The organism is Sinorhizobium sp. BG8 (assembly GCF_016864555.1).
GTDB lineage: Bacteria > Pseudomonadota > Alphaproteobacteria > Rhizobiales > Rhizobiaceae > BG8.
Map to the genome: position 1 here is coordinate 3,909,245 of NZ_CP044011.1, position 19,052 is coordinate 3,928,296.

The window sequence follows — 19,052 nt, forward strand, 5'->3', positions numbered from 1 at the left end:
GACAGCCCCCGCCGGCGGGCACCATAAATTCGTCCGGGGAACGGAATCGCGAGCGATTCCGGAACAGGACGGACAAGGATGCACGAGCTGAAGACCCGGCTGGCACTGATCGGACTCCTGGTCGCGGTGACGGGCTGCAGCAGCACCGATGCCCTCACCCCGCAGGTGGACATCCCCGGCGGCTTCCAGTCGCCGCCCGTGACCCAGAACGACCTCGATGCCGTCGGCCGGAACGAGCAGCCGGTCGGAATGGCGCAGCAGCGAACCGTCCGCACGCACAGCCAAGAATACGGCGACACCTCGACCACGACGGCTCTCTCCTCTCCCTCCGGCGGCCGTGACACGGCTGGAACCCTCGAAGGTCAGGCTGCGGCGCTGGCGCGTAACGGAAGCGAGCCCCTCGCGAACGAAACCGTGGAACGCCGCGTCGAAACGGAAGCGGAGGCACCGACACGCGCTGCCCGGCAGGAGCAGAAGCAGGAGCAGGTTGCCGCCGCCAGTTCGTCCTCCGAAGGCGATACAATCCGCTTCCTGCCGATCATCGGCGCTCCCGTGAACGCAGTGACGCCGCTTTCCAAACGCCTCGGTGCCCAGGCGCGCGCCAGCGGGCTGACGATCAAGAGCGCATCCGACACGTCGAGCAAGTTCATCCTGAAGGGTTACTTCTCGGCCATGAACGACAACGGCGGCACGACCGTCGTCTACGTCTGGGACGTTCTGGACGGTTCCGGGGCCCGTCTCCACAGAATTCAGGGACAGGACACGATCGCGAGGACGGCGACCGATCCGTGGGCGGCCGTCCCGCCTGAAGTGATGGAAAACATTGCGGCCGAAACGATCCGGGAATACCTCGAATGGCGGCGACAGGCACCCGGATAATCACAGCGAAAAACAAAGAAACGCTTTTGCACTGCCGCAAAGGCCTTGCATTCACGGGCGACGGCGGTAAAAGGCGCCCATCACGTATTCCACAGGCGGACCATAGATGAAGGTTTTCGCGGGCAACTCGAACAGGCTGCTGGCCGAATCGATCTGCAATTATCTCAATGTGCCCCTGGGTCGAGCTAGCGTCCGGCGCTTCGCGGACCAGGAGATCTTCGTAGAAATCCAGGAGAATGTGCGCGGCGAGGACGTTTTCGTAGTCCAGTCGACATCGTTCCCCACGAACGACCACCTGATGGAACTGCTGATCATGATCGATGCCATGCGGCGCTCCTCGGCCCGCCGCATCACCGCAGTGATCCCCTATTTCGGCTATGCCCGCCAGGACCGCAAGCCCGGCCCGCGCACCCCGATCTCGGCCAAGCTCGTCGCCAACCTGATCACCGAAGCCGGTGCAGACCGCGTCCTGACGCTCGACCTGCACGCCGGCCAGATCCAGGGCTTCTTCGACATTCCGACCGACAACCTCTACGCCGTTCCGATCCTGGCGCGAGACGTGAAGGAAAACTACGATCTGAAGAACGTCATGGTCGTGTCGCCGGACGTCGGCGGCGTGGTCCGTGCGCGTGCGCTCGCCAAGCGGCTCGACTGTCTGCTCGCGATCGTCGACAAGCGCCGCGATCGCCCGGGCGAGTCCGAGGTGATGAACGTCATCGGTGACGTCTCCGGCAAGGATTGCCTGCTTATCGACGATATCGTCGACTCGGGCGGCACGCTCTGCAATGCCGCCGAGGCGCTTCTGAAGAACGGCGCGACCAGCGTGACGGCATATATTACCCACGGCGTGCTTTCCGGTGGCGCGGTTGCCCGCGTCACGTCTTCAAAGCTGAAGGAGCTGGTCATCACCGACTCCATCCAGCCCACCACCGCCGTCCAGTCTGCCCACAACATCCGCGTCATCACCACCGCCAACCTGCTTGGCGAGGCGATCAACCGGACCAGCGCCGAAGAGTCGGTTTCGAGCCTCTTCGACTGATAGCGTCGTCGGCTCGCGCAGCCCTCCCCCTGTGGGACCTGGAAACGGCTCCACATCCGGCGGTCGGTCGACGTGGTCGACAACAGCCTGACCCAGTCTCGATTTCTCCGCCACAAGGGATTCCTCGTTCCCGGCGCATAGGTTATGGTCCCCGCCAAGATTGAATCGACGGGAGGCTGGCATGCGGAAAATCAGGAACATAGTGGCGCGAGTTTCGGCCCTGAAATGGGATCGCGGCTCTGGCACGCCCCTTTCGCGCCGACTGCTCCTCAGCCTGGCTGCATTCCTTGCCATCCCGCTCCTGGCCGCATGCACCGTCGACGTCGAGCAGCCCCGGCCCTACCCTGTCCGGCCCCGGCCGGAGCCCATCTGCACCATGGAGTATGCGCCGGTTTGCGGCGAGAGGGGTGGCCGGTTGCAGACCTTCTCCAATGCGTGCCAGGCCCGTGCCAGTGGCTTCGGCATCGTCGGCCGTGGCGAATGCCGCCCAGAGCCGCGGCCCCGGCCCGAAAGGGCCTGCACGCGCGAATATGCGCCCGTTTGCGCTGAGCGCGGACGCCAGCGCCAGACGTTCTCCAACGCCTGCGAGGCACGCAGCCAGGGCTTCGATGTCGTAAACCGCGGCGAATGCCGCCGCGAGCCCCGGCCCGAAAGGATGTGCACGAGGGAATATGCACCGGTCTGCGCGCAGCGCGGTCGCAACAGCCGCACGTTCGCGAACCGCTGCGAGGCGGACGCAAGCGGGTTCCGCGTCGTGTACCTTGGAGAGTGCAGCCGGTAGGCCGTTCCTCGGCCTACAGCCCAAGCTGCCTTGCGAGGCGATCAACCGGGCCGGCGCCGGAGGGGCGGTATCGAGCCTCTCCGATTGCGGGAGAATCTCGAGACGAAGGATCAGTGAGCGGACTTTTCGATCTCCGTCTCGAGCCACCCCGCGAATGCCGTCATGGCGGGTGTGACAGGGCGCGACTGCAGGCGCGTGAGCCAGTAGCTTCCCAACGAGACGTTTGTCTGGAACGGCTGCACGATCGCTCCGGATAACAGACTGCGCTCGAACATCAACGGCGGTGCCAGTCCGACGCCGACACCCTGCAAGATCGCCTCCATCATGGCGAGCGACGTGTCGAACACGATACTGTCGCGCATCGGCCCGAGATCCTGCACTCCGGCCGCCTGAAACCATCTCTTCCATTCGTCAGGCCGGTAGGAGCGCAGCAGCGTCTTGCCGATCAGATCGGACGGCTGATTTAGCTCCTCCGCCATGTCGGGCCTGCAAAGGACGGAAAGCGGGGCGTCGAACAGCCTCGTGGACTCCGTCGCGTGCCACGCACCGTTTCCGAACCGGATCGCGAGATCGAGCCCTTCCGCCGCAAGGTCGACACGATTGTTGTTCGTCGACAGTCGCAGGTCGATGAAGGGGTAGCGCTGCCTGAATGCCGACAGACGCGGCAGCAACCATCCGACCGCGAAGGTGCCCACTGCGCCGACCGACAGGATCTCCCGGACATGGCCACCGCGAAACCGTTCCACCGCATCGGCCATGCGGTCGAAGCTGTCGCGCAGGACCGGCAGCAGGCTCTCGCCTTCCGTCGTGATCATCAGGCCGCGGGGCAACCGCCGAAACAGCGTGACGGCAAGCTGTTCCTCCAGGGCCTTGACCTGGTGACTGACAGCGGCCTGCGTCACGTTCAGTTCGATGGCTGCGCGCGTGAAGCTCAGGTGACGGGCGGACGCCTCGAAGGCTCGGAACGCATTCAGCGGAAGATGAGGCCGAACCATGGCAATGACCTATTTTTTCTAATAGCTACATTGAGTAATGGTCGTTTGCGAGCGCGTCAAACGATTGCTACCCAGTTCCCGAAACATCATTGAAAAGGGAACAATAGGCGATGATACGTGCCATTTCGCTTGGAGTTATGCTTGTCGGACTTGCGGCTTCCGTGTCTCAAGCCAAAACAATTTGTACGGTCATTGCCGATGCCGCAACAGGTGACGTCGTCTTCAAACAGGGCAATTGCGAGGGGCGCTACACTCCGGCCTCAACCTTCAAGATCCCCTTGAGCGTCATGGGATATGACTCCGGCTTCCTGAAGGATGCCCACAATCCTACCCTGCCCTTCAAGAAGGGCTATGCCGAATGGGGTGGCGAAAACTGGAGACAGCCGACCGACGCCGTTCGTTGGCTGAAGTACTCGGTTGTCTGGTTCTCCCAACAGATCGCCGCCTTCCTGGGAGAGGACAAGTTGCATGAGTACGCCCGCCAGTTCGGCTACGGCAACGCCGACTTCTCCGGCGACCCCGGCAAGAACAATGGACTGGAGCGAGCATGGATCGCCTCATCGCTGAAGATCTCCCCTCTAGAACAGGTCGCGTTCCTGCGCAGGCTCGTGAACCGGCAACTTCCGGTCAGGGATCACGCGGTCGATGAGACGATGAAGGTGGTGGAAGGGAAAAAGCTGGAAAACGGCTGGTTCGTCCAGGGCAAGACAGGAATGGCCTATCCCCGCAACGCCGATTACAGCTTCGACTATAACCATCCCTGGGGCTGGTACATCGGATGGGCGGTCAAGGATGACCGGACCTATGTCTTCGCGCGACTGACCCAGGAAGAGAAGAGAACAGAGGGCAGCGCCGGCGGTCGCGCGCGGGACGCGCTGTTCCGCGAGTTTCCGTCGCTTCTGCCCACCGATTGAAGCAATTCAAAAGCAAGCGGCCAGCGCCTTCGCCCGAGAATTCAACGTCCACCGAGGGGTATGGCGCAAGCCTCGCCACCAGAGAACATCCGGGAACGCGTGAGAAAGCGCCGCTCCCGGCCGTTGTCGAGTGAGAACATCCCGCCCCGCCCCGGAACGACGTCGATGATGAGCTGGGTGTGCTTCCACACTTCAAACTGGCTGGCGCTAATATAGACGGGCACGCCGCCAATCTCGCCCAGTTTCACGTCCCGGTCGCCGACAATGTAGTCGTCAGCCGGATAGCACATGGGCGACGAGCCGTCGCAGCATCCGCCCGACTGGTGGAACAGGATATCGGGATGATCGGCCTGGATTTCGCGAATGAGTTGAAGCGCAGCATCTGTTGCCAGGACGCGCGGCTCCTCGGGCGGTTGGTCTCGCATGGGTAAACCCTTCCTGCGGGGTCGGGCTCCTCTCCCCGGTCATGAGGGAGAGGAGCAAGGGGAAGAGGCATGAACTGGGGGAGTGTTGCCTCTTGCCACCTTAAACCGACCTCCCGTCCCTGACTGGCGGGGGACGGAGAGGCCTGGCGGTCACTCAGAAAAATCCGAGCGCCTTGGGACTGTAGCTCACCAGCATATTCTTGGTTTGCTGGTAGTGGTCGAGCATCATCTTGTGCGTTTCGCGCCCGATGCCGGACTGCTTGTAGCCGCCGAAAGCCGCATGGGCAGGATAGGCATGGTAGCAGTTGGTCCACACCCGGCCGGCCTGGATGTTGCGGCCGAAGTGGTAGCACCGGTTGGCATCGCGGCTCCACACGCCTGCGCCGAGGCCGTAGAGCGTGTCGTTTGCGATCTCGAGGGCTTCGGCGTCATCCTTGAAGGTGGTGACAGAAACCACCGGCCCGAAGATCTCTTCCTGGAAGATCCGCATCTTGTTGTGCCCGCGGAAGACGGTGGGCTTGACGTAGAACCCGCCGGCGAGATCGCCTTCGAGCGTGTTGCGTCCACCGCCCGTGAGCACCTCCGCGCCCTCCTGCCGACCGATATCGATGTAGGAGAGGATCTTTTCGAGCTGCTCGGAAGAGGCCTGCGCACCGATCATTGTCGCCGTGTCGAGCGGGTTGCCCTGGCGGATGGCCTCGACGCGCTTGATCGCTCGCTCCATGAAGCGGTCGTAGATGCTCTCATGCACCAGCGCCCGGCTCGGGCAGGTGCAAACCTCGCCCTGGTTGAGCGCGAACATGGCAAACCCCTCGAGCGCCTTATCGAAGTAGTCGTCGTCCTCGTTCATCACATCGGCGAAGAAGATGTTGGGGGACTTGCCTCCCAGCTCCAGCGTGACGGGGATGAGGTTCTGGCTGGCATATTGCATGATGAGCCGGCCGGTGGTCGTCTCGCCGGTAAAGGCAATCTTGGCGATGCGCGGGTTGGAAGCGAGCGGCTTGCCTGCCTCCAGACCGAAGCCATTGACGATGTTGAGAACCCCGGCGGGCAGGAGATCGCCGACGAGTTCGGCAAAGACCAGGATCGAGGCCGGCGTCTGCTCGGCCGGCTTGAGCACCACGCAGTTACCGGCGGCAAGCGCGGGGGCAAGCTTCCAGGCCGCCATCAGGATCGGGAAGTTCCAGGGAATAATCTGGCCGACGACGCCGAGCGGCTCGTGGAAATGATAGGCAATCGTGTCGTGGTCGATCTCGCCGATGGAGCCTTCCTGCGAGCGCACGCAGGCGGCGAAGTAGCGGAAGTGATCGATTGCGAGCGGGATGTCGGCGGCCATCGTCTCGCGCAAGGGCTTGCCGTTGTCCCAGGTTTCGGCTTTGGCCAGCAGTTCGAGGTTGTCCTCCATCCGCTGAGCCACCTTCATGAGGATGTTGGAGCGTTCGGTCGCAGATGTACGGCCCCACTTCTCCTTGGCGGCGTGCGCGGCATCGAGTGCAAGTTCGATGTCGGCCGCGTCCGAACGAGCGATCTGGCAAAGAACGCCGCCTGTGATCGGCGTCGTGTTCTCGAAATAGCGTCCACCAACCGGCTCGCGCCATTCGCCTCCGATGAAATTGCCGTACTTTGCCTTGTATGGATTCTCCACGATCTTCTGATGCAGCATGTCAATCCTCCCTCGGAACGATGGCTTCCTCAAGCCGTCGAAGCCAAGGTGCATGCTTCCGCATTCGGGCGACAGGGGCGGCGCGCCGAAGAGCGGGCCGACTGTTTCAGTTTTGAGACAGGAGTGGATGCACGGCTGTGCTGCGTTGCAACAACAACGCGATCCGCGGTCAGTTGAGCGACAGCTTCTTCATCTTGCGATAGAGCGTGGCGCGGCTGATGCCCAATGCCTCCGCTGCATGCGAGACGTTGCCGCCCGCACGGCTCAGCACCCGGCGAAGTGCGGCGCGCTCGGCCGCATCGAGGTCCGCGCCTTCTTCCGGGCCGGGCTCGCGAAGCAGATCAGAGGCAGGAACACCAGTGGCGATCTTCCGATCGTCCAGCCCGAGAACCTGCCGGGCGGCGCGCGTGGCACCAATGACGAGATCGTCGCGATCGACTGCGAGCAACGCCGGCGCCGTTCGCCCTTCCACGGGTACCAGAAGGATGCGCGAGACGGAAAAGGCACGCCGGAACAGGCCGGCCTCTATGCGCGCTGCCGCATCCCGGACGGCCTGCGACAGAAGCAACATGGTCATTTCGTTCGCGTCGTCGCGGCAGGTGGAAATATCGAGGGCGGCCGCAAGCTTGCCGGTATGGTCGCGGATCGGGGCGGTTGCGCAGGAAAGTCCGGTATTGCGGCTCAGGAAATGCTGGTCGCGGGAAATGACGACGGAGCGCTCGTCGGCGATCGCAGTACCGATGCCGTTGGTCCCCACGCTCGCCTCGCTCCACACCGTGCCGGACCAGAGACCGACACCGCGGAAATCGAGATCATCGCCTGCGGCACCCCGCCGCTCGAGGGCAATGCCCTTCTCGTCGGTGAGCAGCAGGCAGCAGCCCGCACGGCCGACAGTGGAAAACAGCCGGTCAATCTCGGCGGAGGATTCTTCTATGAGGACGTTGGACCGTTCGCGTGCGTCGCGAAACTCTCGCTCGGAGAGCCTTGTCGGCGTTCGCGCCTCGTCGGGCGAAAGTCCGTGGAGCGTCATGCAGCGCCGCCAGGACGCCGCAACCGGCGAACTTGCTGCCGCCGACGTTCTGCGAACGATCTCATGGACATGGTCGGAGTGATCCAAACCGACAGCCAACTCTTCCTCCCAACCTGCCTTGCCTGCGTCTCCTTCCAGAGACGGTCGAAGCGGAAGCCACGACTTCCGCGGGCGAAATATAGGCATGATTGGTTGCGCGGGTCCACCCTCACCAAAGTCACACGGCCGTGAACATTGTCAGTCGACGCTCATTCCGGCCGTAAGGTTGGCCACCGCGCCCGTCATGGATCGTGCGTGGTCGGAGGCAAGAAAAGCCGCGACGTTGGCGACGTCATCGAGGGTCGGCAATCTTTTCAGAAGCGTCATCTCCGAAAGGAAGCCGCAAAATTCGGCCATGCTCATCGGCAGGTCCGGATCGTCGCCGATCGTCTCGCCGATCCGGTGCGGACGCAGGCAGACGGCGCGCACGCCCGACGGGCCGAGTTCCGCCGCAAGCGTGCGTGTCAGAGCTTCGACGGCGGCACAGGCGACGCCGAAACCGCTGGTCATCGCGATCGCAAGCCGTGCCGGCGAGGCGGAAAGGGTCAGGATCGTTCCGGATCCCTGTCTTTGCATGTGGCGTGCCGCCGCGCGTGCAGTGAGGAACTGGGTCCTGGTCCAGCCGGTGATCGGCGCCTCGAATTCCATGGGAGTGAGATCGGTGAGCAACTTGCCCTGGACAAACTCTACGGCAACAGCGTTGAAGACGATGTCGATCCTGCCTGCCCTTTCCACGACGGCCTCCGCGTGTCGCTCGACCTCCCTCTCGTCGAGTGCATCGACGCGCGCGCCCCTTGCCCGGCCTCCGTCGGCGCGGATGGCGGCCGCGAGCGCCTCCACCTTCTCGCCCGTCCTTCCGGCGAGGTGGAGTTCGGCGCCCTCACGAGCAAATGCCTGGGCGGTTGCGGCTCCGATGGCGCCGGCGGCACCGTGGATGATAGCGACCTTGTTTGCGAGCAGCATGCTAGCCTCCGTGACTGGACGGTTTCGATGTCGGCGATGAATGCAGGATTTCTGGCTCAGGCCGGAATACGTCTGCCGTACTCCGCCTCCAGACGGGTATGCTTGGGCCAGAAGACCTCGTAGGCGCGCCCTTCGAGCGCGTCGCGCAGGATATCGAGATGGGTGTGCCAGCCAGCCGCGAAACTCAACATCGTATCGCGTGAGGCAATCCGGCTGTGCGTCAGCGTCAGGCGTACCCTGTCACCCTCCGGCGCAAGCTCGAAACGGACCTCGGACGGCGTTTCTGTTTCCTCGTTCCAGGTATAGGCGATGACGAACGGAGGATCGCAGGCCGTAACGCGACCGCGAGACCGTGTTTTCCCGGCATGCCGGGCGTATTTCGGCGGCGGGCGGTCCCATTTCGCCGTGAGTTTCGAGTTGTCGGCGATGTGCTCGACCGCACCGCCGTCAAAGAGTTCGATCGCACCCGCAGCCATCCACTGACGGCGCTTGTCCGGTTCCGTAACATAGGCCCAGATACGCTCGATCGGCCCAGGCAGGAGCCGTTCGATGCGAAGGGTGTCGACCGCGGTAACGATCCCGTAGTCGCCTTCCGCCATGGAGATAGGGGCAATCATAGTTACTCCTTTCCGGCCTTCGGTGCCTCCTCGGTGGCAAGCAGGGCCTCGAGTGCATCCAGCCGCTCGTTCCAGAAGCGTTCGTAGTGGCGCATCCACTCCATTCCCGCATGCATGGGACCGGCGTCGAGGCGACAGATGTGAATGCGCCCCCTCACCTCCCGCCGCACCAGTCCGGCGCCCTCCAGCACCTGGATGTGCTTGGAGACGGCTGCAAGCGATATCTCGAAAGGTTCGGCCAGTTCGCCGACCTTCCTTTCCCCTTCGTCAGGGCCTCCAGCATCGCCCGACGGGTCGGGTCGGACAGAGCATGAAAGACCTTGTCGAGACTTGGGGAGCTATATTCAACCATATTATTGAATATAAACTTTGACGCCAATTAGTCAACCATTTTGTTGAATATTGCGATCAACGCCCGAATTCGCTCGGTTACCTCGCTTTTGCAATTCCCATGCCCGCACCGGACTGCTACGGCGTTGACCAGAAGTCCAACCGCCACACAGTTGCCAGCCGTCATGCTTCGCGATTTCTCCGCCCAGTCACTCTTCATGGGACTGCTTACCGCCTTCGTCGGCTTCGCAAGTTCCTTTGCCGTCGTGCTTCACGGCCTGACGGGCGCCGGCGCGACCGAAGTCCAGGCCGCCTCGGGCCTGATGGCGCTGTCGATTTCGATGGGCATTTGTGCGATCGGCTTGAGCCTTGCGACGCGCATGCCCGTATCGATCGCCTGGTCGACGCCCGGCGCGGCATTGCTCGCAAGTTCCGGAGCGGTGGAAGGCGGCTTCAACGCGGCCGTCGGCGGCTTCATCGTCTGCGCGGCCCTGATCGTCGTCGCCGGCCTCTGGAAGCCGCTCGGGCGCATGGTCGCGGCGATCCCGGCCACGCTCGCCAATGCCATGCTGTCGGGGGTCCTCATCGGCCTCTGCTTCGCACCCGTCAAGGCAATCGCCTTCAATCCCCTCCTCGGCCTGCCGATCGTGGCGGCCTGGGTCGTCGTGGGCAGCTTGAACCGGCTCTATGCCGTTCCGGCGGCGCTCGCGGCCTTCGTTCTCGTCCTCGCCTTCGGGATCGACATTCCGGACGGGGCGCTGGACAAGGTTGCCGGCGACCTGGTTCCAGAACTCGTGTTCGTCGCGCCCGTGTTCAACCTCCCCGGATTGGTCAGCATCGCGCTGCCGTTGTTCATCGTGACCATGGCTTCCCAGAACATTCCGGGCATCGCGGTGCTGAAGGTCAACCACTACGATCCGAACCCCCGACCGCTCTTCGCGGTCACCGGCCTGTTCTCGCTGGCCAGCGCCCCCTTCGGCGGCCATGCAGTCAATCTCGCAGCGATTACAGCCGCGATGTGCGCCGGGGAAGACGCACATTCCGACCCGAAGCGACGTTACTGGTCCGCTATCAACGCCGGCATCTTCTACGTGATCTTCGGCCTGCTGGCCGGGGCCGTGACGGCCTTTGTGAGCCTGGCGCCGCCAGTACTGATCCAGGCCGTGGCGGGCCTCGCCCTGATCAGCGCCTTCGCCACATCAGCGGTAAATGCATTCAGGGATGCAGAAACGCGCGAGGCTGCGGCACTCACCTTCCTGATCACGGCGTCCGGCGTGACCTTCGGCGGCGTGTCAGGCGCTTTCTGGGGGCTACTTGCCGGCGGCCTTATGATGGGGTTGACCGGCAAGGTCAGGGCCCGCAAGGCAAAGTCGCACGGAAAACAGCCAGAGCCCCGGGCGGGTTCTTAACCACGGGCTCCAAGGGGCCCATTTCCCGGAGAATGCCTCAGAACGGCAGTGGGTTGCCGTTGACGAGCACTTTGCCGTCCTCTCCAACAACGACGTCCCATCGCTGGCTGCCGTCGCCCTGGTCCTTGGCGATGCCCTTGATCATCAGCAGCATGAAGGCCGCCTGGCCGAATTGCGGAACCGTCGCCGTATTCGCCTGCAGGAAACCGACGGTCTTGTCGAAATCCCGCGCGACGATCGTCACGTCCACATTCTGCCGTCCCTGCTGCTCCGGATAGATTTTAATCCTGCCGGTCAGGGTGACATCGTAGATATCCGAGAGCGCGGATACGTTCTCGAGCTCCACCGTCATGCTGCCATCGGGCAGGATGATGTTGCCGAGGGCCTTGTTCTGTTCGTCGCTGAGCGGCTTCCCGACGGTGAAATCCGCATTGTCGAGCAGGTAGCGGGCGGCTCCCTCGAGATCCAGATCGGTGATCGCCAGCTTGACGTCGGCAGTGCGCGGTACGGCGGGCAGGAAGTTTGCGGGCAAGGTCTCCGGCGGACGTGGTTCCTCCACGCTGACCCCGAAACCGAAGCGCGTCGATTTCGAGATCCCGTTCATGTCGAGCGTATAGGCGATCTTGCGGGCGCCGAAGTCTCCTTGCGGCGTCTCCACGTTGACATTGTTGGCGGTTATCGTCTCGAGAAGATTGTCGAACCCCGGAAGGCTCGCCCGCAGGATTTCCTTGAGGCTATCGGCCTCGGAGGGTCCGAGGGCATCCTTGCTCATGTTCCCGAGAAGGAAATAGACGAGATCGCGAAACGCCCGGTGTCGGGCGCCCTCGAGGGACACGTCGATGTTGACGGTGTCCGCCGCGATCTGGACCCGGCCCGTCTGCGGATCCGTGATGTTCTCGGAGAACGCCTTGAACACGCCGCTCGTGGTGATGTCGAGCGTATCGGGCGAGGCCTTCACGGAGGCAAGGTTCATGGCGATTTCGCCGAACTCAGCCTCGACCACCTGCTTGTCCGTCCTGCTCGTCAGGCGCGCGCCGCGGGCGCTCCAGTTGGCCGACTGGAAGTAGCTGATGGCGGGATCGAAAATGCCCTCCATCTTCAGCGTATCGATCAGGTAGCTGAAGGAGACGGAATCGGCTCCGGCCGCCACGTGTCCCTTGATGTCGAGGTTTTGGTCGGTACGAAACTCATAGAGGCCGCTGTCGAGCGGCTTCAAATAACCGACCATCGGCTTCACGCCGCTGAGTGTGACCTTTTCAGCATCCGTCCGGGCAAGAAGCGGCGCGGGATCGAACCGCAGCTCGTAGACGCTCGCCGCGGCCTGTACGGTGAAAAGCCCCGCCTTGACGAGGTCGGCCGGAATGAACCGCGTCAGGTTGCGCTGGATCTCCTCCGCGCCGGACGGGCTCACCTGCGCGCCCGAGGCTTGACCGAAACCGATCAATATGGCCAATGCCGCGACAGACAGGCGGGGAACGCGCATCAAACTCTCCGATCCTTGAACGGCCGACAGTTTCAAACGGACCGGATCTGTCTGTCAACGCCGGCGCGCGAGGGCCATGGATGCTCCGGCTTGCATTTCCGGCCGTTCTGGGCTATGCGACCCCGTCCGCGTAGACACCCTTGGAGGCAACGCGGATGAGGCTTCACAAAAATCCTCAAGTTTCGAACGGCCAGCATCGCTGTCCGCATGAAACTCTCCAGTAACACTTGAAAGGTCTATACCATGAGCCACGCTACTTACGAGCTCAAGGCCGAGACGCGCGAACGGGTTGGTAAGGGGTCCTCCCGTGAACTCCGTCGCAACGGTCTTATCCCGGCTGTCATCTACGGTGACAAGCAGGCCCCTATTTCCATCGCGCTTTCGACCAAGGAAGTGACGCAGAAGATCCACGCCGGCGGTTTCATGACCACCGTTGCAACGATCGACGTCAATGGCGAAAAGATCAGCGTCCTGCCGAAGGACTACCAGCTCGATCCGGTTCGCGACTTCACGATGCACGTCGATTTCCTGCGCGTTTCGGGCAACACCCGCGTCACGGTTGAAGTTCCGGTTCACTTCGTCAACGAAGAAAAGTCCCCGGGCATCAAGGTCGGCGGCGTTCTCAACATCGTTCGTCACGAAGTCGAAGTCTACTGCCCGGCCAACGACATTCCGGAGTTCCTGACTGCGGACCTTACCGGCCTCAAGATCGGCGAAGGCATTCACATCTCGCACATCACGCTTCCCTCGGGTGTATCGCCGGTCATCGCTGACCGCGACTTCACCATCGCAACGATCGTGGCTCCGGCCGGCGGCGTCAGCGAAGAAGCCGAGACCACCGCAGAGTAATCCTCGCGGACTTGAGAAAGTCAGAAACCCGCCTCCGGCACCGGAGGCGGGTTTTTTCGTGCCCGGTGTCGGGAACCTGGCAAGTTTTACATGGGGATTTCAACAACATTTAAGAATTTGATGAAATTCTCTCTAAGCGAACAAGGCTGAAAAACGACAAAGCCGGCAAACGCGAAACAGAGGGAAGAGAGGGGCCCCGTGCGATGAGAATGCACTCGGTTGAAAGCCGGTTCATTGCGATCGTCAGCGGTGCCTTGCTGGTATTCGTGGCGCCCCTTTTTGCGCTCTTCCTTATCCTCTCTTCCGATCGGGTCGCCCGAGAGCGCCTTCAGAACACCGAGGTGCTGCTCCATGCCAACGTGCAGGCGCTTGGCAAACCGCTCTGGGATTTCGATCGCGACAGCGTGAGCCAGATCGCCACCTCGCTCGCAGGCGACGACCGGATCCGGTTTGTCCGCGTTCGCGACACCTCCAACCTTCTCGACGTCCAGTACCCCCTGACAGCGCCTGATCCCTCGGGCACCCAGTCCCGCGTGACCGCCGATATCCTGTATCGCGCGACGGACGGCATCAGGAAAGTGGGAACGGCCGAGATCTGGATCGCTAGGGACGGCCTGTTTTCCCGTTTCAGCAAGGACGAAATGGCGATCTTCGCCATCTTCTTCTTCGCCGTCGGCACGCTCTTCACGGCAGCCATCATCGCCAACCGCATCACGATGATCCGGCCCCTCATGCGCCTGACCGCCGCCATCGAGGCGACGCGCCGGCTCGGCTCCCGACACCAGGTCGACTGGACGTCGAACGACGAGATGGGCAGCCTTGCACGCAACTTCAACGACATGCAGAGCAGGCTGGAACGCGACGAGGCAGAGTTGAGGCTCGCGCACGTCCGGGCCACGGACATCTACAATCTGACCCCGGCAATGCTGTTCTCGATCGACAACGGCAACCGGCTCACGGCCGTCAGCGACTACTGGCTCGTGGCGACCGGCTATTGCCGCGACCAGGTCATCGGCCGCGAATTCACCGACTTCGTCGACGAAGCGTCCCGGGAAGAGTACCTCAATCGCCGCCAGGACAGTCAGGAAGAGGGCGGCATCTGCGAGGTCACCGCCCGCTTCCACCGCGCGGACGGTACGCTGATGGATGTGCTCATCCTCGAAACGGCGCTCAAGGCCTCAAACGATCGTCAGGCATTGTCACTGTCGGTCATGACGGATGTCAGCGATCTCAAGGAAGCGGAAATCCGCAACCACCGCCAGGCGATCACCGACCACCTCACGGGCCTCCTGAACCGTCAGGGCTTCGAGGCGACGCTCGACGAGATGTTCGACACGGCGATCCAATCGGATCTGCAGCTTGCCTGCCTCTTCGTGGATCTCGATCGTTTCAAGTGGATCAACGACAATCTCGGCCACGCGGCGGGTGACGAGGTCCTTCGGGAAGTGGCGGCACGCCTGCGCAAGCAGCTGCGCGCGAACGACATGATCGCACGGCTGGGCGGCGACGAGTTCGCGATCCTGCTTTGCGCCTCGGATGCGCGGCAGGTCGCCGTCGACGTCTGCGACCGGCTCGCGGCGAGCTTCCGTCAGCCGATGACCGTCAACGGCAGCGAACTCAGCATCAGCGCGAGCATAGGCATCGCGGTCTATCCCGACCACGCCTCGTCGTCGGTCGACCTGCTGCAAAAATCCGACATGGCGATGTATGCGCGAAAGCGCAGCGGCAAGAACGGAGCCCAGATTTTCGACAAGGACATGCTCGACATCGCCCGCAAGCGGCACGAGACCGAGCTGTGCATTGATCAGGGACTGCGGGAAGGCTGGTTCGAAGCCCATCTGCAGCCGATCGTCAGCCTCTCGGACGGCAAGCTCGCCGGCTTCGAGGCCCTCATGCGGCTCCGCCACCCCGTCAGGGGTATCCTTCCTCCCGGCGAGATCATTGGCATCGCCGAGGAAAACGGCTCGATCACCAAAATCGGCGAGGCCATCCTTTCGGATGCGATCGCGAACCTCGCGACGATCTCGCGGGTGCCGGGCCTTGCTGACTGCTATCTGGCCATCAACTTCTCACCGCTCCAGTTCGAACCGCCTCTGCCCAACCACCTCGCCTCGCTCCTGCTAGAGAACGGCATCACCCCGTCGCGCATCGTGATCGAAATCACCGAGGCCGTCCTCATGCTCGACAGCCCCGTGGTGCGCCGCGTACTCCAGGCCCTGAGCGCGCTCGGCTGCCGCATTGCTCTCGACGACTTCGGAACCGGCTACTCCTCACTGAGCTACCTGAACCGTTTTCCCGTCGATATCGTCAAGGTCGACCAGTCCTTCGTCCGGTCCCTCACGAGTGACGCCGCCGATGTCCGCCGCAAGAGCCGGATGCTCGTGGAGGGGATCCGCACGATCTCCCACCAGATGGGCTGCGCCGTGGTCGCCGAGGGAATAGAGACCGAGGAGCAGCGGGAAATGCTCTGCGGCATGGGGCTCGACTTCGGGCAGGGCTACCTGTTCTGCAAGCCGAAGCCGATCCGAGCCTTGCTGGATGACCTCCACAAGCTCGGCGCAGGCCAGCTGCCTGACACTCCGCTGGCGATGAACTCTTGAGACGTGGAGAATGGACGTGGGGCGGACGAAGATGAAGACACTGATCCTTGGCCTCGCGGTCGCTTTCGCCCAGCCGGTCCATGCCGCGGAAATCAAGTTCGTCACCGAGGAGTATGCGCCTTTCAACTACTCGGAAGGCGGCGCCCTCAAGGGCATCGCGGTCGATCAGGTGCACACGATCGCCAAGAGGGCGGGCCTCGACTATTCCATCGAGATCATGCCATGGGCACGAGCCTTCGCGCTGGCACAGACCCAGCCTGACCATTGCGTCTTCACCACTGGCCACAGCAAGGACCGCGATGCGAGCTTCCTCTGGGTCGAGCCCCTTCTCAAGGACGAGATGGTGATGGTTAAGCGCAAGGACTCCCCGGTCGCGGCGTCGACGGTCGAGGAAGCCCGGAAGCTTCGCGTTGGCTCCCAGCGCGGCGATTTTGCCGTCGATATTCTGACAGAACACGGCTTTCGCGACATTGATCTCGCCGCCAACATCGAGATCACCCTCGGCAAGCTGGTGAGTGGCCGCATCGATCTGATGCCGACATCCATAAAGACCTTCCAGATGATGGTGAAGGACGGGAAACCCGTCGAAAAAGCCATGCTCATGGACGGCCAGATCTACGGAATTGCCTGCAACAGGAGCACCCCGCCCGAGGTGGTGACGAAACTGCAGGCTGCCCTCGATGATCTCATCGTCGAGGGAACACAGGACAGGATTTTCGCAAGCTACGGCCTGCCGCCGAACACCCGAACGGCCGCGAACGAAGAATAGGCCCTGCCTGCGGGGGTTGACATCCGGCTCGTTTCGCTGTCGGGAACACGCTAGAAACGAAATCCAGCGACACGCTCTGAACGGACAACCCTTCATGCTGATTATCGCGGGCCTCGGCAATCCGGGCCAGAAATATGCGGGCAACCGCCACAATATCGGCTTCATGGCAGTCGACGCGATCCATCGCAAGCATCCCTTCTCGCCCTGGTCGCGCAAGTTCAAGGGAGAGATCTCCGAGGGCGAGCTGGCAGGCGACAAGGTTTTGCTGATCAAGCCGCAGACCTTCATGAATCTTTCGGGCGATGCTGTCGGCGAAGCGATGCGCTTCTACAAGCTCGGCCCGGAATCGCTGATCGCGATCTACGACGAGCTCGACCTGCCGGCAGGCAAGGCACGCATCAAGACCGGTGGCGGGCATGGCGGCCACAACGGCATCAAGTCCCTGGACGCCCATTGCGGCAAGGACTATCGCCGGCTCAGACTGGGGATTGGCCATCCTGGCGCCAAGGAACTCGTGCACAATCACGTGCTCGGTGACTTTGCGAAAGCGGACGCCGCCTGGCTCGAGCCGCTGCTCGACGAGATCGCTCTCAATGCCGAGATGCTGGTGCGTGGGGAAGACTCCCAGTTCATGAACAAGCTGGCACTCGCCACCAGTTCCACCGCCGGCAACGACGCTGCACAGGAAAAGAAGCCGGTCCAGAAGTCGCACATCCATCAGGCCCGCAACCACGCACAGCCCGCCAAGCTGCCGACAACGGGACCAATGGCGGAGATGCTCAAGAAGATGTTCGGCGGCAAGGGCGACTGACCCGATCCCTCCGGCACCACAGAAAATCGGTATCGATTTTCGCAAGCGGTTGTGCGCAGACTGAAGGCGACAGAGCGTTCGCGCGCCTGCTGCTCGATGCACGACGCGCCCGTTCCGGCAAGGCCCCGGGAACCAACAGATCCTCTTCCGGATTTTCCAGGAAAGGGTTTCGATCATGTTGCATGTGCCACGCATCCTGCCGCTGCCCGGCCCGCTGCACGACCGGCTGGATGGGCTGGTAAGTTCGTTCCTGGCGGAGGCCGGAACGCCTATCGACTTTTCCCGCCCTTATGGCGAGGAAGCGCTCGTTCCTGCAGACTCGATCTCGTGGCGGATCTTCAAGAACCAGGTGTCGCTCTTCATCGGTGGCGTCGCTGCCGTTCTTCTCGAAATGGCGGAACCGAAGGTCAGAGATGGCGTGTGGCATCACACGACCTTCCGCACGGACGCGCTCAGGCGGCTCCAGCGCACCGGACTTGCGGCGATGGTTACCGTCTATGCCGGACGCAGGAGCGCCGAGGCCATGATCGCGAACGTTGTCCGAATGCATGCCCGGATAAGGGGCCGAACCTCCGAGGGCGAGGCCTACGAGGCCAATGACCCGGAACTTCTCGACTGGGTGCAAGCCACCGCCACCTTCGGCTTCATGCAGGCCTACCACACCTATGTCAGCCCCTTGAGCAACCGCGAGAAGGATGAACTCCTTGCCGAGGGCAGGCCGATTGCCGCGCTCTACGGTGCCGTAGGCGCACCCGCATCGATGAAGGAAATGGACGCGCTCTTCGAACGCATGGCGCCGCGGCTCGTCTCCTCCCCAATCATCGGCGAGTTCCTGCGCATCATGTCGGACGTGGACGCCCTGCCCTCGCCGGCCCGCCCGCTGCAGAGGATGCTGCTGAAGGCGGCAGTCGAACTGCTGCCCGGCTGGGTCCGGGCGCGTCTTGCCCTTGGGAACAGCTGGAGCCTTTCTCCCCTGGAGAAGGCGGCCGTGAAAATGGCGGCCAAGCTCAACGATCGCGTGGTCCTCTCGTCGAGCCCGCCAGTGCAGGCCTGCCGGCGGCTGGGACTACCGGATGAGTATCTCTACCGAAGCAGGGCGAAAACGACGGGTGGTACGCCTATTCCTCCGGCTCGGTCGTGAACAGCAGCGGATAGCCGATATCCTTCGCCAGATCGGTTGCTTCCTCCGCCTTCGTCTCGGCTATGTCCTTCGCGCAGACCACCACAACGCAGGAGCCAAGTTTGTGCGCGGTCATCATCACACGATAACCGGTCTCCTCGCTCATCCGGAAAACAGCCTTCAGCACAAGCACGACGAATTCCCGCGGGGTATAGTCGTCGTTGATGAGAATGACCTTGTAGAGCTTCGGCCGATCGAGCTTGGGTTCTACGACTGTCTTGATCTTCGGGGTGGTGACGCTTCCGCTCATCGGAGTACCTCTCCTGATGAAGTGGG

At 62.7% G+C, this 19,052-nt stretch carries 18 protein-coding genes and 1 pseudogene; 10 read left to right on the top strand and 9 right to left on the bottom strand.

What is annotated here, in order from left to right; all coding sequences use genetic code 11:
- The first annotated feature begins 78 nt into the window (after positions 1-78).
- From F3Y30_RS18320 to F3Y30_RS18330, 3 genes are all read left to right on the top strand, one after another.
- Positions 79-879, top strand: a complete 801-nt coding sequence (locus F3Y30_RS18320) for a hypothetical protein (RefSeq protein WP_203424117.1) — start codon at positions 79-81, stop codon at positions 877-879.
- 106 nt (positions 880-985) lie between these two features.
- The gene (locus F3Y30_RS18325) at positions 986-1,918 is read left to right on the top strand and encodes a ribose-phosphate pyrophosphokinase (RefSeq protein ID WP_203424118.1); all 933 of its coding nucleotides are present in this window, start codon (positions 986-988) and stop codon (positions 1,916-1,918) included.
- A gap of 181 nt (positions 1,919-2,099) precedes the next feature.
- Positions 2,100-2,699 carry a Kazal-type serine protease inhibitor domain-containing protein gene (locus F3Y30_RS18330; protein WP_203424119.1) on the top strand — a complete coding sequence of 200 codons (600 nt, stop codon included), beginning with the start codon at positions 2,100-2,102 and terminating at the stop codon, positions 2,697-2,699.
- A 110-nt stretch (positions 2,700-2,809) separates the two neighbouring features.
- On the opposite strand, the gene F3Y30_RS18335 is transcribed toward F3Y30_RS18330, so the two are convergent.
- Positions 2,810-3,694 carry a LysR family transcriptional regulator gene (locus F3Y30_RS18335; RefSeq protein ID WP_203424120.1) on the bottom strand — a complete coding sequence of 295 codons (885 nt, stop codon included), beginning with the start codon at positions 3,692-3,694 and terminating at the stop codon, positions 2,810-2,812.
- Between the two features lie 110 nt (positions 3,695-3,804).
- On the opposite strand from F3Y30_RS18335, the gene blaOXA reads away from it, so the two are divergent.
- Positions 3,805-4,608, top strand: a complete 804-nt coding sequence (gene blaOXA, locus F3Y30_RS18340) for a class D beta-lactamase (protein WP_203424121.1) — start codon at positions 3,805-3,807, stop codon at positions 4,606-4,608.
- Between the two features lie 41 nt (positions 4,609-4,649).
- Here the strand turns inward: blaOXA and F3Y30_RS18345 are convergent, their stop codons facing one another.
- The 6 genes and pseudogenes from F3Y30_RS18345 to F3Y30_RS18370 form a co-directional block, all read right to left on the bottom strand.
- A complete protein-coding gene (locus F3Y30_RS18345; protein ID WP_203424122.1) occupies positions 4,650-5,033 on the bottom strand; it encodes a DUF779 domain-containing protein in 384 nt (127 codons plus the stop codon).
- Between the two features lie 154 nt (positions 5,034-5,187).
- Positions 5,188-6,696 carry an aldehyde dehydrogenase gene (adh, locus tag F3Y30_RS18350; protein WP_203424123.1) on the bottom strand — a complete coding sequence of 503 codons (1,509 nt, stop codon included), beginning with the start codon at positions 6,694-6,696 and terminating at the stop codon, positions 5,188-5,190.
- A 169-nt stretch (positions 6,697-6,865) separates the two neighbouring features.
- Complete coding sequence (locus tag F3Y30_RS18355) at positions 6,866-7,825, bottom strand: helix-turn-helix domain-containing protein (protein ID WP_246752794.1); 960 nt, start codon at positions 7,823-7,825, stop codon at positions 6,866-6,868.
- 138 nt (positions 7,826-7,963) lie between these two features.
- Positions 7,964-8,728 carry an SDR family oxidoreductase gene (locus tag F3Y30_RS18360; protein WP_203424125.1) on the bottom strand — a complete coding sequence of 255 codons (765 nt, stop codon included), beginning with the start codon at positions 8,726-8,728 and terminating at the stop codon, positions 7,964-7,966.
- 56 nt (positions 8,729-8,784) lie between these two features.
- Positions 8,785-9,345 (bottom strand): SRPBCC family protein, encoded by a 561-nt coding sequence (locus F3Y30_RS18365; RefSeq protein WP_203424126.1) that lies wholly within the window; start codon positions 9,343-9,345, stop codon positions 8,785-8,787.
- Between the two features lie 2 nt (positions 9,346-9,347).
- Positions 9,348-9,697, bottom strand: a pseudogene (locus tag F3Y30_RS18370) (metalloregulator ArsR/SmtB family transcription factor).
- Between the two features lie 163 nt (positions 9,698-9,860).
- On the opposite strand from F3Y30_RS18370, the gene F3Y30_RS18375 reads away from it, so the two are divergent.
- A complete protein-coding gene (locus F3Y30_RS18375) occupies positions 9,861-11,084 on the top strand; it encodes a benzoate/H(+) symporter BenE family transporter (RefSeq protein ID WP_203426675.1) in 1,224 nt (407 codons plus the stop codon).
- A gap of 37 nt (positions 11,085-11,121) precedes the next feature.
- On the opposite strand, the gene F3Y30_RS18380 is transcribed toward F3Y30_RS18375, so the two are convergent.
- A complete protein-coding gene (locus tag F3Y30_RS18380; RefSeq protein WP_203424127.1) occupies positions 11,122-12,567 on the bottom strand; it encodes a hypothetical protein in 1,446 nt (481 codons plus the stop codon).
- Between the two features lie 243 nt (positions 12,568-12,810).
- Here F3Y30_RS18380 and F3Y30_RS18385 point away from each other — a divergent pair, with 243 nt between their 5' ends.
- From F3Y30_RS18385 to F3Y30_RS18405, 5 genes are all read left to right on the top strand, one after another.
- The gene (locus F3Y30_RS18385) at positions 12,811-13,416 is read left to right on the top strand and encodes a 50S ribosomal protein L25/general stress protein Ctc (RefSeq protein ID WP_203424128.1); all 606 of its coding nucleotides are present in this window, start codon (positions 12,811-12,813) and stop codon (positions 13,414-13,416) included.
- Between the two features lie 209 nt (positions 13,417-13,625).
- Positions 13,626-16,016, top strand: coding sequence for an EAL domain-containing protein (locus tag F3Y30_RS18390; protein WP_203426676.1), 2,391 nt, complete (start codon positions 13,626-13,628; stop codon positions 16,014-16,016).
- Between the two features lie 31 nt (positions 16,017-16,047).
- Positions 16,048-16,785 (top strand): transporter substrate-binding domain-containing protein, encoded by a 738-nt coding sequence (locus tag F3Y30_RS18395; RefSeq protein ID WP_203424129.1) that lies wholly within the window; start codon positions 16,048-16,050, stop codon positions 16,783-16,785.
- A 94-nt stretch (positions 16,786-16,879) separates the two neighbouring features.
- Complete coding sequence (pth, locus tag F3Y30_RS18400; RefSeq protein ID WP_203424130.1) at positions 16,880-17,596, top strand: aminoacyl-tRNA hydrolase; 717 nt, start codon at positions 16,880-16,882, stop codon at positions 17,594-17,596.
- A gap of 175 nt (positions 17,597-17,771) precedes the next feature.
- On the top strand, positions 17,772-18,737 hold the full coding sequence (locus F3Y30_RS18405; RefSeq protein ID WP_203424131.1) for an oxygenase MpaB family protein: 966 nt from the start codon (positions 17,772-17,774) through the stop codon (positions 18,735-18,737).
- On the opposite strand, the gene clpS is transcribed toward F3Y30_RS18405, so the two are convergent.
- Positions 18,715-19,026: an ATP-dependent Clp protease adapter ClpS gene (clpS, locus tag F3Y30_RS18410; protein WP_203424132.1), complete on the bottom strand. Its 312-nt coding sequence runs from the start codon at positions 19,024-19,026 to the stop codon at positions 18,715-18,717. The genes F3Y30_RS18405 and clpS overlap by 23 nt on opposite strands.
- Positions 19,027-19,052 lie beyond the last annotated feature (26 nt).